General features: G+C 64.0%; 15 protein-coding genes and 1 tRNA gene. 8 read left to right on the forward strand and 8 right to left on the reverse strand.

Going from position 1 to position 15539, the window contains the following annotated elements:
* Nucleotides 1–110: 110 nt before the first annotated feature.
* The 6 genes from QZ951_RS00005 to QZ951_RS00030 all read right to left on the reverse strand — a co-directional run bounded on the left by QZ951_RS00005 (nt 111) and on the right by QZ951_RS00030 (nt 6413).
* Entirely contained in the window at nt 111–707 is a 597-nt protein-coding gene (locus QZ951_RS00005) for a glycosyltransferase (protein WP_292997207.1), read from the reverse strand.
* 41 nt (nt 708–748) lie between these two features.
* The gene (locus QZ951_RS00010) at nt 749–1558 is read right to left on the reverse strand and encodes a GDP-mannose 4,6-dehydratase (protein WP_292997209.1); all 810 of its coding nucleotides are present in this window, start codon (nt 1556–1558) and stop codon (nt 749–751) included.
* Between the two features lie 57 nt (nt 1559–1615).
* Entirely contained in the window at nt 1616–2383 is a 768-nt protein-coding gene (locus QZ951_RS00015) for a sugar transferase (protein WP_366943750.1), read from the reverse strand.
* A gap of 178 nt (nt 2384–2561) precedes the next feature.
* A complete protein-coding gene (galE, locus tag QZ951_RS00020) occupies nt 2562–3569 on the reverse strand; it encodes a UDP-glucose 4-epimerase GalE (protein WP_292997213.1) in 1008 nt (335 codons plus the stop codon).
* A gap of 15 nt (nt 3570–3584) precedes the next feature.
* A complete protein-coding gene (locus tag QZ951_RS00025) occupies nt 3585–4568 on the reverse strand; it encodes a UDP-glucuronic acid decarboxylase family protein (protein ID WP_292997215.1) in 984 nt (327 codons plus the stop codon).
* Between the two features lie 555 nt (nt 4569–5123).
* Nucleotides 5124–6413 carry an AarF/ABC1/UbiB kinase family protein gene (locus QZ951_RS00030; protein WP_292997217.1) on the reverse strand — a complete coding sequence of 430 codons (1290 nt, stop codon included), beginning with the start codon at nt 6411–6413 and terminating at the stop codon, nt 5124–5126.
* A gap of 463 nt (nt 6414–6876) precedes the next feature.
* Here QZ951_RS00030 and QZ951_RS00035 point away from each other — a divergent pair, with 463 nt between their 5' ends.
* From QZ951_RS00035 to QZ951_RS00050, 4 genes are all read left to right on the forward strand, one after another.
* Nucleotides 6877–7122 (forward strand): FeoA domain-containing protein, encoded by a 246-nt coding sequence (locus QZ951_RS00035; RefSeq protein WP_292997219.1) that lies wholly within the window; start codon nt 6877–6879, stop codon nt 7120–7122.
* Nucleotides 7119–8951, forward strand: coding sequence for a ferrous iron transporter B (locus tag QZ951_RS00040; RefSeq protein ID WP_292997221.1), 1833 nt, complete (start codon nt 7119–7121; stop codon nt 8949–8951). Before QZ951_RS00035 ends, QZ951_RS00040 begins: the two co-directional genes overlap by 4 nt.
* Nucleotides 8948–9211 (forward strand): hypothetical protein, encoded by a 264-nt coding sequence (locus QZ951_RS00045; protein ID WP_292997223.1) that lies wholly within the window; start codon nt 8948–8950, stop codon nt 9209–9211. Before QZ951_RS00040 ends, QZ951_RS00045 begins: the two co-directional genes overlap by 4 nt.
* 565 nt (nt 9212–9776) lie before the next feature.
* Entirely contained in the window at nt 9777–11003 is a 1227-nt protein-coding gene (locus QZ951_RS00050) for a glycosyltransferase (RefSeq protein WP_292997225.1), read from the forward strand.
* Between the two features lie 111 nt (nt 11004–11114).
* Here QZ951_RS00050 and QZ951_RS00055 read toward each other — a convergent pair.
* Both QZ951_RS00055 and QZ951_RS00060 read right to left on the reverse strand, forming a co-directional pair.
* Nucleotides 11115–11191, reverse strand: a tRNA-Met gene (locus QZ951_RS00055).
* A gap of 372 nt (nt 11192–11563) precedes the next feature.
* On the reverse strand, nt 11564–11932 hold the full coding sequence (locus tag QZ951_RS00060) for a rhodanese-like domain-containing protein (protein ID WP_292997227.1): 369 nt from the start codon (nt 11930–11932) through the stop codon (nt 11564–11566).
* A 94-nt stretch (nt 11933–12026) separates the two neighbouring features.
* Between QZ951_RS00060 and QZ951_RS00065 the strand changes: the two genes are divergently transcribed.
* From QZ951_RS00065 to QZ951_RS00080, 4 genes are read left to right on the forward strand one after another with little or no spacing between them, the layout of a single operon-like run.
* Entirely contained in the window at nt 12027–12806 is a 780-nt protein-coding gene (locus QZ951_RS00065) for an SDR family oxidoreductase (RefSeq protein WP_292997229.1), read from the forward strand.
* Nucleotides 12806–13597, forward strand: coding sequence for a DUF3450 domain-containing protein (locus tag QZ951_RS00070; protein WP_292997231.1), 792 nt, complete (start codon nt 12806–12808; stop codon nt 13595–13597). Before QZ951_RS00065 ends, QZ951_RS00070 begins: the two co-directional genes overlap by 1 nt.
* Complete coding sequence (locus tag QZ951_RS00075; protein ID WP_292997233.1) at nt 13594–14976, forward strand: MotA/TolQ/ExbB proton channel family protein; 1383 nt, start codon at nt 13594–13596, stop codon at nt 14974–14976. The genes QZ951_RS00070 and QZ951_RS00075 overlap by 4 nt, the downstream gene beginning before the upstream one ends.
* Nucleotides 14973–15524, forward strand: coding sequence for a MotA/TolQ/ExbB proton channel family protein (locus QZ951_RS00080; RefSeq protein ID WP_292997235.1), 552 nt, complete (start codon nt 14973–14975; stop codon nt 15522–15524). Before QZ951_RS00075 ends, QZ951_RS00080 begins: the two co-directional genes overlap by 4 nt.
* Nucleotides 15525–15539: the final 15 nt, after the last annotated feature.

The following is a 15539-nucleotide window of genomic DNA, read 5'->3' on the forward strand; positions in this document are numbered from 1 at the left end:
ATCTTCACCGCCCGGCGGCGCCGCTCGTTGAGCGCCTCCACCGGCAGCGTTCGAGAGTCGATTTTGTCCATGCAAACTCCGACTCTACGCGGCACCATCAGTTCAATATTTCAATGCCGGCTCAATAACATTTTTGCAGCAACGATTTGGTCTTCTGCAAAAAAAACATCCTCCGGAAAACTGCCAATATTGTGAAGAGTACTGCTTCGATATGCAGCAAAGCTATCCGATGCAAACGTGGCTTTTGAACCAAGTCGCTTGCAATCTGTCAGCCTTACTGAGTCGCTACGCTCCGAATAATTAAATAAACGCGCATGAGCCTCGATCGCATTAGCTTCAAGTCTTGGTAATTGGCGTCCATATGCCATCCCAACCATCGGGTCATCGAATGCGCGGATGATTGCAGCAAAGCTATTCGTATCTGCCGGTATAGCGTCTTGCGTCAAAAAAATTAGCAATTCGCGGTCTGAGAGTAGCTTTGCAGCGAAACGACGCGTGCTGCCATGGTTAAACGACGATTGAGGAATCACTACAACTTCAGCGCCAAACTTCCGATAGAGCGCAACCGTTTCATCGCTCGATGTGGAATCGACGACTAGCACTTGGCGAGGTTGTACCCCTGTTAGTTTCAAGCCGGTGATTTGCCGTGGGGCCCATGCAGCTGCGTTGTAGGTCAGGATGACGATGGATACATTGTCGGGTATCATTGCTCGTATTGATAATTAAATACTTATTATATCGCCGCGATTTATGGACATGACGGCGAATTGGGTCGCTGGATATTTCGGATGTGATTCAGGTTGGGCATAGGTAAGATGCGAATTGGGTAGAGAGGTATATGTTTGCTTAATGATCGGTCCGCAGTTCTACGAGGTTTCCGAATGAACTCTCGGTGATGGGGCTGCTTTTGCATGTTTGTCAGGTTCAATTCGCTGTTGCATTGCCGAGTAGCTTGGGAATACGCTGTCTTCGGTTTCAAACTGGAAGTTAGCCGCTTGATCGCCAATCTTGAGTACGAGGTTTCTACGGCGCCCTTTATGCTGGCGGCTTTCTCGATAAGGTCGGCGAGGGCAAATCGTGTGCTTTGGCCTGGCTCGATGTGATTGAACGGCCGGGCAATGTTGATCTGCATGCCTTCCGTTCGGTGCCAGTAGCTGCACAAGGTTTCTGCGGCAATCTTGCTGAGGGCGTAAGGATTGTTCGGCTTGACGGCGGATTGTTCGGTTTCAGGTAGCTCGGATGCATCGAGCGATCGATAGACATCTGCACTGCTGACAAGCAGGAATCGGCCGCTGAACCCAGCTTCCAGCAAGATCTGCGTGCCGATGAAGTTTGATTCGTACGTGGTGATCGGGTCCTTGAATGCCTCGGGCACAAAGCTCTGTGCGTCGAGGTGGATGACAGCCGTTGGCCTGAGCCGCTGAACGGCTTCTCGAACGGCTTCACGGTCCAGCAGGTTGATCGCTTGACCCGCAGCATCGACCAGCCCATGCGCCGGGCTGCCGTCCATGATGTAGGTTCCACCAAAGCCGAGATGGCCGGAGACCAGCGGAGTCATCGCGAATGGTTGATCGATCAGGCGGCGAATCCCGCACGAGACGGGATGTTAGCGCGATTAGTACGCTCCGCTGCCCTTTAGCACGACGCGGACCGTTTTGGCGATGATGCTGAGATTCAGCATCAGGCTGCGGTTCTTCGAATAATAGGCGTCAAGGATCACGCGCCGCTCGTAACTGGAATCACTGCGGCCGGAGACCTGCCACAGTCCGGTCAGGCCCGGGCGCTGAGCGAAGTAATGCTTGGCAAAGCGGCCGTACTTGGTGATCTCGAACGGCTCGATCGGGCGCGGCCCGACCAGGCTCATCTCACCCTTGAGGATGTTCAGCAGCTGCGGCAGTTCGTCGAGGCTGGTCTTGCGCAGGAAGCGGCCAATCGGCGTGACTCTCGGGTCGTTCTTGAGCTTGAAGTCACGCTCCCATTCGGCGCGGAGGTCGGGGTTCTCGTCCAGCAGCTTCTGCAGCACGTCTGGCGCGTTGTTCACCATCGTGCGGAACTTGTAGACCTTGAATGGCTTGCCACCGCGGCCAATGCGGGTCTGGCTGAAGAAGACCGGCCCGTCGGTGGCCAGCAGTACCGCGGAAGCCACCACGAACACCGGCGAGAAAACGGCGCCGAGCGCAACGGCAAACGCGATATCGAGCGTGCGATTCGTCAATTCGCTGACGTTTGGCGGTGTATCCGTCGTTTTCGAATGGTCCGATACCAGCCGCAGCGTTGATTCCTGAACACGCAGGCTCGCCGGCATTGGCATGCGCGAGGCGATCGAGGCAGCTTGGGTCTTGATGGTCATCCGTGAGCGATCAATTTTGGGGAGTGAGGACATTTTCGATATTCAACAAGGTCTTGGTGACCAAGCTGTGACGAACGGGCTTTGAGAGGCGTCATTCGACAGCGGCGTTGACGGTGGTTTTGCCGCGAATGATCCCTGCGCAGCACGCACGAATATCGTGCTGCTGCTGCGGTAGGCCGCATCTCTTCGCGCGGTCAGGATCATGTTGGCTTCACGCACCATCATGCTTGACTGGAGAGCGATTTCTGTGCCACGTCCACGCCGTTCTCATGATGTCTTCGAGGCCAATGTGCTGTGGTTCCCATCCCAGGGTCTCGCGGGCAGCGGAAGAGTCCGCCACCAGATGGGAAGGGTCGCCCGGACGACGGTCCGTCAACTCGTGTCTGACAGCAGTGCCGGTGATTCTTTCGGCAGTTTTCAGGACTTCGCGCACTGAAAATCCGGCGCCGTTGCCCAGGTTGAATGCATGCGCACCACGGTGCAGGCGCAGGAAGCGAAGGCCCAGCAGGTGCGCCATGCACAAATCGTTGACGTGAACATAGTCCCGGACGCAGGTGCCATCAGGCGTTTCGTAGTCATCGCCGAAGATCTTGAGTGGCACCGGATCGCCCAGAATCGACTGGAACACCTTCGGAATCAGGTGAGTCTCGGGCTCGTGGGCTTCGCCAATCACGGCGGATGGATCGGCTCCGGCGGCGTTGAAATACCGGAATGCCATCGACGGCATGCCATAGGCCGCCCAGTAGTCCTGCAGCGCCTGTTCGACGGCGAGCTTCGAGCGCCCGTAGGCATTGATCGGGTCTTTCGGGTGCGCCTCGTTGATGCGCTCAGACCGCGGCACACCGAAGATGGCGGCGGTGGACGAAAAGATCAGCGGGCAACCGGGGATCCGCCGAACCTGCTCGAACAGGTTGAGCGAGGCCGACACATTGTTCTGGTAGTACAGCGCCGGGTGGGAAACGGACTCCGAAACGATCGACTTGGCGGCGAAGTGCAGCACGCCTTCCGGCTGCACGTCGGCAAACACGCGGCTCAGGAAGGCGGAGTCGCCGATATCCCCTTCATACAGCTGCCCCCAGCGCACGGCTTCCTTGTGCCCGGTCGACAGGTTGTCGACCACGGCGACGTGGTAGCCATGTTCGGAAAGGAGCTTGCACATGTGCGAGCCGATGTAGCCGGCACCGCCACAGACCAGCAAGCGTGTAGGTTGCGTCGTCATCCCTGAGTCGCAGGTTTATTCGGGGATATGCCGCGGCTGCTCGCGAACCATCCGTTCGAAATACGGAATGGCGCGCGCGAGGCCTTCGCGGAGTTGGATGCGGGGTTCCCAGCCCAGTTCGGCACGGGCCAGCGAGATGTCGGGCTTGCGCTGCTTGGGGTCGTCTGGCGGCATCGGCAGGAATTCGAGCTTGGACGACGAATTCGTCAGTTCGATGACAAGCGTGGCCAGTTCGCGAATCGTGAACTCGTTCGGGTTGCCGATGTTGATCGGGCCGGTCACGGTATCGGGCGTGTTCATCAGGCGCATCAGGCCGTCGACGAGGTCATCGACGAAGCAGAACGAGCGCGTCTGCTGGCCTTCGCCGTAGATCGTGATCGGACGGCCGAGCAGGGCCTGCATGATGAAGTTCGAGACCACGCGCCCGTCGTTCGGGTGCATGTTCGGACCGTAGGTGTTGAAGATGCGGGCGACCTTGATCTCGACCTTGTGCTGCCGGTAGTAGTCGAAGAACAGCGTTTCGGCGCAGCGCTTGCCTTCGTCGTAGCACGACCGGTAGCCGATCGGATTGACGTGGCCCCAGTAGTCTTCGCGCTGCGGGTGGACTTCCGGATCGCCATAGACTTCGCTGGTGGACGCCTGCAGGACCTTGCACTTCAGGCGCTTGGCGAGCCCCAGCATGTTGATCGCGCCATGAACGCTGGTCTTGGTGGTCTGGACCGGATCGAACTGGTAGTGCACCGGGCTGGCCGGGCAGGCGAGGTTGTAGATCTGATCGACCTCGACGAACAGCGGCATGGTGACGTCGTGCCGAAGCAGTTCGAAACGCGGGTGCGACAGCATCGGCGCGAGGTTTTCCCGCGTGCCGGTGTAGAAGTTGTCAACGCACAGCACTTCCTGACCTTCGGCCAGAAGGCGGGCACAGAGGTGCGAGCCGATGAAGCCCGCGCCGCCGGTGACCAGGACCCGTTGTGGTCCGAATTCTCGCTTGGTTCCCATTCCTGAAAATTGACTTTGTCTTCAATTGACGCTGAACGATGTTCAGCCGACCCGGGACGTGTTCCCGAGCGCCTATATAAGTAGTGACCTGAGCGGTGGCCTGCCTTGGTGCTGATCGGCGGTCACTTGAGCATTCATCGGCTTGCAGGAGGGCCGATGGCTGAGTTCACGGTTGTGGTGCTGACGGTTCAACTCGTGGGTTGCAAATCTGACGCCAGTTCCCGAAATCCTTGTCTGTGGTGGCTGAATTGAACCTGAACGTCCGGTTGAACACAGGACGGCATCCGTCTCTTTCCTTGATCTGGCTCATCGTTCGACGGACCGGCTTGAGTCCCCAAAATCGATCACGGGCTCGCACCATTTCGGAATTTTATTCCAAAGCAGTGCAAAGCAGCCGTTTCCAGGCGCAGTTCCAATAAACGATAGCCCAAACAAGCGCTTGACGGGAGAATTTGACCCGTTTTCACGCCGCTGACGTCAGGTTTAGTGAGACATGGCGCACATTTACTGTGCTTTGTCCGATTAGGCCCGGTATTTCGCAAGAAATTGCCGGTATCAGCCGAGATCGATGCCGTGGACCGCGACCAACTGGATGACCGGCACGCGCGAGCCGAGGGCGCGCAGCGTCCAGTACAGGCCGCTGAGTGCCCGCAGCACGAACAGCAGGTCCGATACCGGCTTGAATTTGAACGACAAACCGAGGTTGCGCTTGATCGCGCCGCGAATGTCCTCGATGAAGCGCGGATCGGCAAAATCGAAATGCTCGTCCTGCGACAGCCGACCGAGAATCAGATGTCCCAGCTCGGCGTAGCACTCGGTCAGTTGTGCCGCAGTGACGCCTTCGCTGATGCCGCCAAGGGAAACCAGCTCGCCGTGCACGCCTTGCCAGTCGCCGCGCTGGGCGGCGTTCAGCAGATCGACGACGCGCGACGCAACTTCGGGCGTCAAACGTTTGACGCAGCCGAAGTCGTAGACGACGACATCGCCGCTGTCGCGGAACGCGAAGTTGCCGGGATGCGGATCGGCATGCACGGCATGGGCGACGAACATTTCGTGCAGTACCCACCGGCACAGCGCGATGCCGATCTGGTCGCGCAGCGGCTGCGGCCAGTCGCGTGCGGCTTCCAACGTGTCTCCGGTTTCCTCGCTGAGCACCAGGATGCCGTCCGCGCACAGGGCGACGACGGGCTTCGGGTAGACGATGCCGGGCAGGGCGGCGTGGCGGCGGAGGTATTGCAGGTGGCCCAGTTCCGCGGCGTAGTCGGTTTCCTCGCGGAACCGGGCGCGAACCTCGTCCATCACCTGATCGATCGAATCGCCGTCGACCGGCAGCAGCTTCGACAGGCCAATGATCCGGCGAAGCTGCTGGACATCCGAATCCACCGCTTCGTCAACGCCCGGATACCGCACCTTGATCACGACCGGTGCGCCATTGCTGAGCACGGCGCGGTGCACCTGCCCGATGCTGGCCGCGGCGATGGCGTCCGGTTCGACCGACCGGATGCGCTTGCGCTGCGCCGGCGTCCATTGCGCCTGCAGCAGCGGTTCGATCTCGTCGAACGGCAAGGGCTCGACCGAGCGCTGCAGGCGTCGCAGCTGCTCGCCGAGGGCCGGCGGCAGCACGTCCGCGTACTGCGAGGCGAGCTGCCCCATCTTCATTGCCGCGCCGCGGAGCTCGCCCAGTGTTTTGGCCCAGTCTTCTCCGACATCGGCCCAGTACTGCGCGGTGCGCTGCACACGGTCACCGCCGGGCAGCTTGTTCAGCACCGAACGGCCGAGCGTGCGAATGCCGGCGCCGAGGATCTTGCCGGTGCGGCCGCCGCTGCCGCGGGTCTTGATCGCCATCGCGCGGCTCAGTGCCGGTGTCGCGCGGCGAAGCGATCAGGCGAGTGTCGGCGTCGATCGAGCCCGAGCGGGCGGCGGAGCATGCTGCGATTGAAGAAGGCCATGGCGGCAGATCGGAAAGGTGGTGCGTTCTTATACCGCGTTCGCCACCGGTTTCGGCCTCGGTTTGCGGCGACGGCTGCGGGCCCGGCGCCGTCATCGCAATGGAACCTGCTGCCGGCGGCATCGTCGAAACGAGCGACCGTGCGCTGCCAGCCGTGCCCGGGCTCGGCTGCGCGCCGGCATTCGCTGGACTTGGCGCCAGCCGCGGGGCCGGATCGGGCACCGAACGTCGCGCCGCTCGGGTGTCTCGGGCGGGTGCGGCGCCGGCTTCATCGGCCCGCGCGCATGGCCCAAAGCCGCCTGCCGAGGGCATCTGGATTGGCGTATGATCAGGAATCGTTCTCATTAACACCCGAACCCCGTGGACCAGCGGCTGCGCGACTTGAGCTTGCGAACCGAAGCGATCGTTGATCGCGTGGAAGACCTGCAGTCGCCCGATCCGATTGCTGCACGCCTGCGCGATCTGGGCTTCGTGGCCGGCGAAGTGGTGCAGGTGGTGGCCACCGGGCCGATCGGCGGCGATCCGCTGGTGGTGCTGGTGGGCTACACGCGCTTCGCGCTGCGCCGGGCCGAAGCGGCGCGGGTCTTCGTGCGGGCTGCCGCATGAGCGCGGCCGTGCTGAACGTCGCCCTCGTCGGCAATCCGAACTGCGGCAAGACCGCGCTGTTCAATCGCCTGACCGGCAGCCGTCAGAAGGTGGCGAACTATGCCGGCGTGACCGTCGAGCGCAAGGCCGGCGACATCCGCACCGCATCGGGCCGGCTGATGCGGCTGCTCGATCTGCCGGGCGCCTATTCGCTGAGCGCCACCAGCCCGGACGAGGCGATCACCCGCGATGTCTGCCTCGGCCGCATGGCCGGCGAACAGCGGCCGGACCTGCTCGTCTGCGTTGCCGACGCCACGAACCTGCGTCTGCACCTGCGCTTCGTGCTCGAAGTGCGGGCGCTGGGGCTGCCGATGATTCTGGCGCTGAACATGTGCGATGCCGCCGCGCGGCGCGGCATCGTGATCGATCGCGCGAAGCTCGAAGCGGCACTCGGCGTACCGGTAGTCGAAACCGTGGCGGTGCGGGCCGATGGCGTCGGCACGCTGCTGTCGCAGATCGATGGCGCGCTGCCGCCGCCGCCGTCCAAGCGTCCGGCCGGCGATCTGCATGCCGAAGTGCGTCGCCTGATCGCCGATGCGGTGTCGATGCCGCGGCGCACGGCGGTGATCGACGATGCGCTCGACCGCTGGGCGCTGCATCCGGTGTTCGGGCTGGCGATCCTGTCGGTCGTCATGTTCCTGATTTTCCAGGCCGTGTTCACCTGGGCGGCGCCGCTGCAGGATGGCATCGACACGCTGATCAACGGCTCCGCCGACTGGCTGCGCACGGTGCTGCCGGACAACACGCTGCGCAGCCTGCTGGTCGAAGGCGTCCTGGTCGGCACAGGCAGCGTCATCGTGTTCCTGCCTCAGATCCTGCTGCTGTTCCTGTTCATCCTGATTCTTGAGGAATCCGGTTACCTGCCGCGCGCAGCATTCCTGCTGGACCGGCTGATGGTCGGCGCCGGGCTGACCGGGCGCTCGTTCATTCCGCTGCTGTCGAGCTTCGCCTGCGCCGTGCCCGGCATCATGGCCGCGCGCACGATCCAGGACCCGCGCGACCGGCTGGCGACGATCCTCGTGGCGCCGCTGATGACCTGCTCGGCGCGGCTGCCGGTCTATGCACTGCTGATCGGCGCGTTCATTCCGCAGCAGACCGTCGCCGGCATCTTCAACCTGCAGGGGCTGGTGCTGTTCGCGCTGTATGTCGCCGGCATCGTTTCGGCACTGGCCGTGGCCTACACGATGAAGCTGATCCGGCGCGACACGATCGAGCACGCGCTGCTGCTGGAACTGCCGTCGTACCGCGTGCCGCACGTGCAGGACGTGCTGATCGGCCTGTGGGAGCGCGCCAGCATCTTCCTGAAGCGCGTCGGCGGCATCATCCTGACGCTGACCGTGCTGCTGTGGTTCCTGTCGACCTACCCGGTGGCGCCGGTCGGATTCGCCGGGCCGGCCATCGACTACAGCTTCGCCGGGCGCATCGGTCACGCGATGGAAGCGGTATTCGCGCCGATCGGCTTCAACTGGCAGATCTGCATTGCGCTGGTGCCGGGGCTTGCGGCGCGCGAGGTCGCGGTGAGCTCGCTGGCCACGGTCTACGCGCTGTCGGCCGCCGCCGACGATGCCGCCGGCCAGCTGCTGCCGCTGATCGCCGCGCAGTGGTCGCTGGCGACCGCGCTGAGCCTGATCGTCTGGTACGTGTTCGCGCCGCAGTGCGTGTCGACCCTCGCGGTGATCCGGCGTGAAACCGGCTCGTGGAAGATCGTGGCGATTGCCGCCGGCTACCTGTTCGCGCTGGCTTACGGCGCGTCGTTCATCACCTTCCGCATTGCGAGCGCGCTGTCATGACGCTCGACAGCATCCTCGCGGATCTCGTCGTCGCCGCCATCGTGCTCGCCTGCCTGTGGCGGGCAATCCGCGAACTGACACCGGCGCTGTACCGGCGCATCGCGTCGACAGTTCGACGTCTGGCTGGAATGCCGCTTGCAGAGAAGCCGACAGTGGCCGCGGGCTGCGATTCGGGCTGCGGGCCGTGCACCGGCTGCAGCCGATCCCAGGCCGCCTCCGCCGACGAGCAGCCCCTGAGCTTCCAGCCGCCAAAGCGCTGACGCGGGGCCGTCCTGCTGGCCGCGCAGGGCGGCGACGGGCGAGTCGCCTGCCGCGGCCGGCCACAGTGAGTGTGCCCGCTTCATCACGGACGAGAGACCTTGCCGGTCATCGAATAGGATATCCTTGCCTTGCGTCATGGGACCCTCCTGTAATTGGTTTTTTCAATCCGCAAGGCCGAGCGTTGCTTTTTACGTGACGTTTTTTCGATATTCCTGCTCGAAAAACCACAAAAAATCGACGTTTCACCTTCGGTTCCAGGCATGGGATCGTCAGGTGAACCGGGCATTTTTCCCATGGATTGCTGTCGAAGTGCAGTGAGCGCAGGGCAGGCGCGAAATTTCTTACCGGTTCATGAATTCTGGCTTGCGGAATGTCGGACGGTTCTGTTTTCATCTTTCCGCACCCTACGCCACCGCCGGTCCGCCGCCTCTTGAGGATCGTCGGTTGAAATCAATGCCCTGCGCGCAAGCGGGCAGACTGCAAGCCGCCCTGAATGACCAAGCGACCGGATCGGCCGTGGTCCGGAGTTCTCGAAGGGTTTGACGAAATGGAAGTGCTGAAAAAGTGAAGACTGGATGGCAACTGCAGACCGATCCCGGTCCCTCGATTCCGGCGCCGCCGGACGTCGGGTACCCGAAGACCGTTCCGCCGCCGGCTCCCGTCGTCGCCCGCCGGGCCGATCCGTGGAGTCGTTCGAACGGGCCTGTCGTCAGCGTGGTGATTCCGAATCGCAACCGCTGTGCGCTGACCATGCGCGCGATCATGTCCGTGCTGCGCCAGCCGCATCAGGCGCTCGACATCATCGTGGTCGATGACGCCTCGACCGAAGATCTGACGCCGCTGACCGAGTTCCTCGTCGGCAAGCCGGTGCGCCTGATTCGCAACCCCAAGCGCATGGGCGCTGCCGAGTCCCGCAACATCGGCGTCGACGCGGCCGTGGGCCAGTACGTGGCCTTTCTCGACTCCGACGACTACTGGCTGTCGTACAAGGTCGCTCGCCAGCTGGCCCTGCTGCACGGCATGGCCCAGCCGGGGATCATCGCGGGCGGCCTCGCGTTCTCGAAGAAGGATCGCGTGTTCCTGCGCCACTATCCGGTGCTGGAGCCGGGGGAACCGCTGCAGGATTACCTGTATCTGCGTGGCGGCGTGCTTCAGACCAGCACCTTCATGATGCCGATCGACATCGCCCGCAACCATCGCTTCGACAGCACGCTGTCGGTGCACCAGGACACCGACTTCGTGCTGCGCGCAGCCGACGCCGGCATTCCGGTGTACTTCGATCCGACCTTGGTCGCGATCGCCGATTCCAACACCTCGCGCGAACGCATCACCACCAGTCCGAACAGCCTGCCGGCTTCGCTCGAGTGGTTCCGACGGACGTCGCGGGTCTGGAAGGAATCGACCCGCCGTGCCTTCCTGCGTCACGACTACGCGGCACGCTGCGCTCGCGCGGGTCGACGCGGCCTCGGACTGCGCTATTACTTCGCGGGTGCGATCGAGGCGAACTGGTCGCTGCGCGCCGAGATCGAGACCTTGCTGACGCTGACCTTCGGCATGGCGCTGGTGGAACGCATCCGGACACGGCTGGCTCCGCTGCGCGCGTTCTTCGCGGGTCGAAATTTCGGTGCGCCGACGGAGTTCGAAAGCTTTCACGCCGATACCGACCAGGCGCAGCGGATGGTCGTCGTCTCGCGCGCGGCCCGATCGCTGCTCGTCGATCCGGCGTCGACCGGCGCACGCTCGGAAGCGCCGGCCACCGTCGCCGGCGCGACCGCTGCCGGCTCGCGCTGAGAAAGCTGCGGTACCGGCGGGCCCACGGTGCTGTCGGCTCGTATCGAGCGCAACAAAAAAAGCCCTTGTTTCCAAGGGCTTTTTTTGTGTTGTCCAGCGAATCGAATCGAGTGGTGGCTAGAGGCGGGATCGAACCGCCGACCTCAGCATTATGAGTGCCGCGCTCTAACCATCTGAGCTACCTAGCCACGCGAGGCGCGGATTGTAGGGGGTTCGGACGCGCGGGACAACGATTTTTCAGAGGCTTGGGATGAAATCTTCGCGTGGCGCGAATGCCGGCGCCGGCGAGAGCGAATTCTTCGAGGTTCGGAGGACGGTTCTTGCGAACCCGACCTCCGAACCCCGTTGAACCCGGCTTCCAGGCCGGTGCTGACCGCGTGCCGATGGCGATCCTTCGCGTGCAGTCAGCGACATCCCTGACGTGCTGCAGATTACCGCGTCAAAATTCCGGCACCACCGTGTCCGGATGAACGGCATTCATGAACGGTTGGTCGGGATGTCGATCAAACGGCCAGACGTCTGGCGACGCATGGCGGCCGCGATCGGGGATCGGCAGCTGTTCAGGCCAGCGGCATGAGGTCCTTCAAGGTGCGCCAGCCGCCGTCGACCGACCAGACCTGCGTGTAGCCCATCTTCTGCAGGTTGTCGGCCGCGAGGGCCGAGCGGAAGCCGCCGCCGCAGTACAGGTACAGCGGCTCGGCCTTGTCCGGATGTCGCGCTTCGATGTCGCGCTCGATCACGCCCTTGCCCAGCCATTCCGCACCCTTCACGTGGCCCGCGGCGTATTCGCTTTCCTCGCGCACGTCGATCAGTTTGGCGGCCGGATTCGCGGCCAGGGTCGCAGCGAGATCGCGGGCATGCACTTCGCGGATGCGGGTCTTGGCGTCGTCGACGAGGGCCAGAAAGGCAGGGGGATGCGATGCGGCCATCGAGGGGGCTCCAGACTTGTGCGGGGATGTCGGGTTAGATTACCGACCCGTAGCCGCAAGGCCAATGAACATTCAGGGAACGCACGTCCGCACGATGAGCCAGCCAGCAATCTTCATTACCGGTGCTGCTGCCGGGATCGGTCGCGCCACGGCCGAGCTGTACGCCGCCCGCGGCTGGTTCGTCGGCCTGTATGACCTGGCCGGGTCGGCGGTCGAAGGGCTGCGGCAGAAGTTCGGCGCCTCGCAGGCGATCGCCGAACAGCTCGACGTGACCGATCCCGCCGCGGTCGAAGCGGCGCTGCTGCGCTTCTGGAACAAGACCGGCCGGCTCGATGTGATGTTCAACTGCGCCGGCATCCTCACCACTGGCGATTTCGCCGACATTCCGCTGGCCCGCCACCACCTGCTGGTCGACGTGAACCTGAAGGGCGTGATCAACGGCGCCCATGCCGCGTTTCCGTTCCTGAAGCAGACCCGCGGCTCGTGCCTGATCAACATGGCCTCGGCGTCGGCGATCCACGGCACGCCGGCATTCGCGACGTATGGTGCGACCAAGTTCGCGGTCAAGGGTCTGACCGAGGCGCTGAGCATCGAGTGGGCGCAGCATCGCATCCGGGTGATGGACCTGATGCCGCTGTTCGTCGCCACGCCGATGGTGAACAACGTGGCCGCGCCGCCGAAGAGCATCGGCCGGCTGGGCGTGAATCTCACGGCCGAGGACGTGGCGCTGGCCGTGTGGAAAGCCGCGAACTGGCGGCTGTGGCCGCGGGTCCACTGGTATCCGGGCGCTCAGACCAAGGGACTGGCGTGGTCGAACAAGCTGCTGCCGGCGGTGCTCAATCGCTACTCGACGAAAGTCGTCACGGGATATTGATGAACAGAACTCTTGCAGGCGCCGTCATCGTCGCATCGCTGGCCGCGGGCGCGGTCGCCGTCGGACTGGCCTATGCACAGGGCGGATCGCCGGCGGTGGACGCGACGGTGCAGGCCAATCAGGCGGCGCGGGCGGCGCAGTCTCGGATCGATGCGCTCGATGACCAGACGCGCAACATGCTGGAACGCTACCGCGCGGCGATCTGGCAGACGCAGCAGCTCAAGGTCTACGCCGAGCAGGTCGAACCGCCGCTCGCGACGCAGGAAGCCGAGCGCGCCGCGCTTGCCGCACAGGCGCGCGACCTCGCGACGAACACCCGCGACCTGACGCCGCTGCTGCTGAAGATGATCGGGAGCCTCGAGAAGTTCGTCGCGCTGGATCTGCCGTTCCTGCAGCAGGAGCGGCGCGAGCGCATCGAAGGCCTGAAGCGGCTGATGACCGATCCTTCCGCGACACAGGCCGAGAAGTACCGGCGCGTGGTCGAGGCGTATCGCATCGAGGGCGACTACGGCCGCGTGTTCGGGGCCGAGCGCATGGAACTGACCGAAGGCGGCGGCAAGAAGGTGATCGACGTGCTGAGAGTCGGTCGGACCGCGCTCTACGGGCTGACGCTCGACGGCCGCGAAGCGCTTTACTGGGACCCGGCGAAGAAAGCCTGGCTCGGTCTGGCGGCCGAACACCGCGGCGAACTGCGCGAAGCGCTTCGCATTGCCCGCGAGACCGCCGCGCCGCTCGTGGTCAAGCTGCCGGTGCCGCCGCCAGTCGTCGCTGCCGCGAAGGAGGCGAAATGAACGCCCTGCGCCGCATTCGCAGGCTGTGCGCCGGCGCGCTGCTGATCGCGATGACGTTCGCGTCGGCCCATGCGCAAGCGCCGCAGGCCGGCATCGACGACCTGCTGAAGCAGATCCGCGAGTCCAGCGCGCAGAACGCCAAGATCAATCAGGACCGCGAAACGCGCTTCCTGCGCAACAAGGCCGACCAACAGGTGCAGTTGGCGCAGGCGGAAGCCGAACTGCGGGTCGCCGAAGCCAAGGCGGCGGCGATCCGTGCGCGTTACGAGTCCAGCCAGAAGGCAATCACCGATTTCAAGGCGCAGCTGACCACGCAGTCCGGCGATCTTGGGCAGGTCTACGCCGCCGTGCGCGAAGCGGCGACGCAGTTCCGCGCCGCGGCGGCCGATTCCTACATCACCGCGCAGTATCCGGAACGCCTGAAGCTGCTCGATGCGCTGGCCGATCCGAATCGCCTGCCGAGCAATCAGCAGCTCGAAGACTTCTGGTATGTGCTGCAGCAGGAGATGAGCGAGAACGGCAAGGTCGTGCGCTTTTCGGCCGAGGTCTCGGCGGCCGATGGCACGACCCAGCAGCGGCCGGTGGTGCGGGTCGGCGCGTTCACCGCGGTATCGGACGGCGACTACCTGACGGTGCAGCCGGGCGGCCGGCTGTCGACGCCGCCACGCAGCGATCTGTCGAGCGGCCCGGCCCAGTCGCTGCAGGACGCCAAGCCGGGCGATGACTGGGTCACCGTCGCGATCGACCCGACGCGCGGCAATCTGCTGCGGCTGGCCTCGCTGCGGCCGGATTTCCTCGAGCGCATCCATCAGGGCGGGGAAGTCGGCTACGTCATCATCGCGCTCGGCATCGCCGGTCTGGCGCTGGCGCTGTACCAGCTCTGGTATCTCGCGATCGTCGGCGGCCGGATGAACCGCCAGCTGGGGGCGATCGAGCAGCCCGCCAGCGACAACCCGCTGGGCCGCGTGCTCGCCTGCCTGAAGGACGACGGCCGCGATCACGACCCGGAAGTGCTCGAAACCCGTGTTTCCGAAGCGGTGCTGCGCGAACTGCCACGGATCGAGCGCTTCCAGAGCTTCCTGAGCATGGTGGTCGCGGCCGGGCCGCTGCTCGGCCTCGTCGGCACCGTCACCGGCATGATCATCACCTTCCAGGTCATCACCGAAGTCGGGGCGGGCGATCCGAAAGTGATGGCGGGCGGCATCTCGCAGGCGATGATCGCGACCGTGCTCGGTCTGGTCATCGCGATCCCGATCCTGTTCATCAACAGCGTGCTCGGCGCGCGGTCGCGGGTGCTGGTGCAGATCCTCGACGAGCAGGCCGCCGGCCTGCTGGCGCGGCGGCTGGAAGCGCGCCACCAGCGGATGACGTCGACGTGATCGACGGGCTGCTGGTGCTGATCGGCGCGGCGCTCGATCTGCCGCGCGATTCGTTCGAGGATTTCCTGCGCCTCGGTGGCTGGGTGGTGCAGGTGATCCTGGTCGCGGCACTCGCGATGTGGACCCTGATCCTGGAGCGCTACTGGTACCTTCGCCGCATCCACCCGGTGCGGCTCGAAGCGCGCAAGGCCGAATGGAGCGGGCGCCACGATCGCCGCTCGTGGACCGCGCACCGCATTCGCGATCAGCTGCTGTCCGAGCTCAAGGTCGGCATGACCGCGACCCTGCCGCTGATTCGGGTGATGGTGCCGCTGGCGCCGTTGCTGGGCCTGCTCGGCACCGTCGCCGGGATGCTCGAAGTGTTCGATGCGATGACCGCGGCGGGTCAGGCCGATGTCCGCGCGATGGCCTACGGCGTGTCGCATGCGATGGTCGCGACGCTCGCCGGGCTCGTCGTCAGCCTGCTTGGCCTGTTCTTCTCGGTGCGATTGACGGCGCGGGTGCGCTGGGAATCGGACCGCCTGCCGGACCGTTTCGTGACCGAATGAGCACGCCCGTGGAGT

This window comes from Nevskia sp. (assembly GCF_021732705.1).
In the GTDB taxonomy this organism is placed as follows: domain Bacteria; phylum Pseudomonadota; class Gammaproteobacteria; order Nevskiales; family Nevskiaceae; genus Nevskia.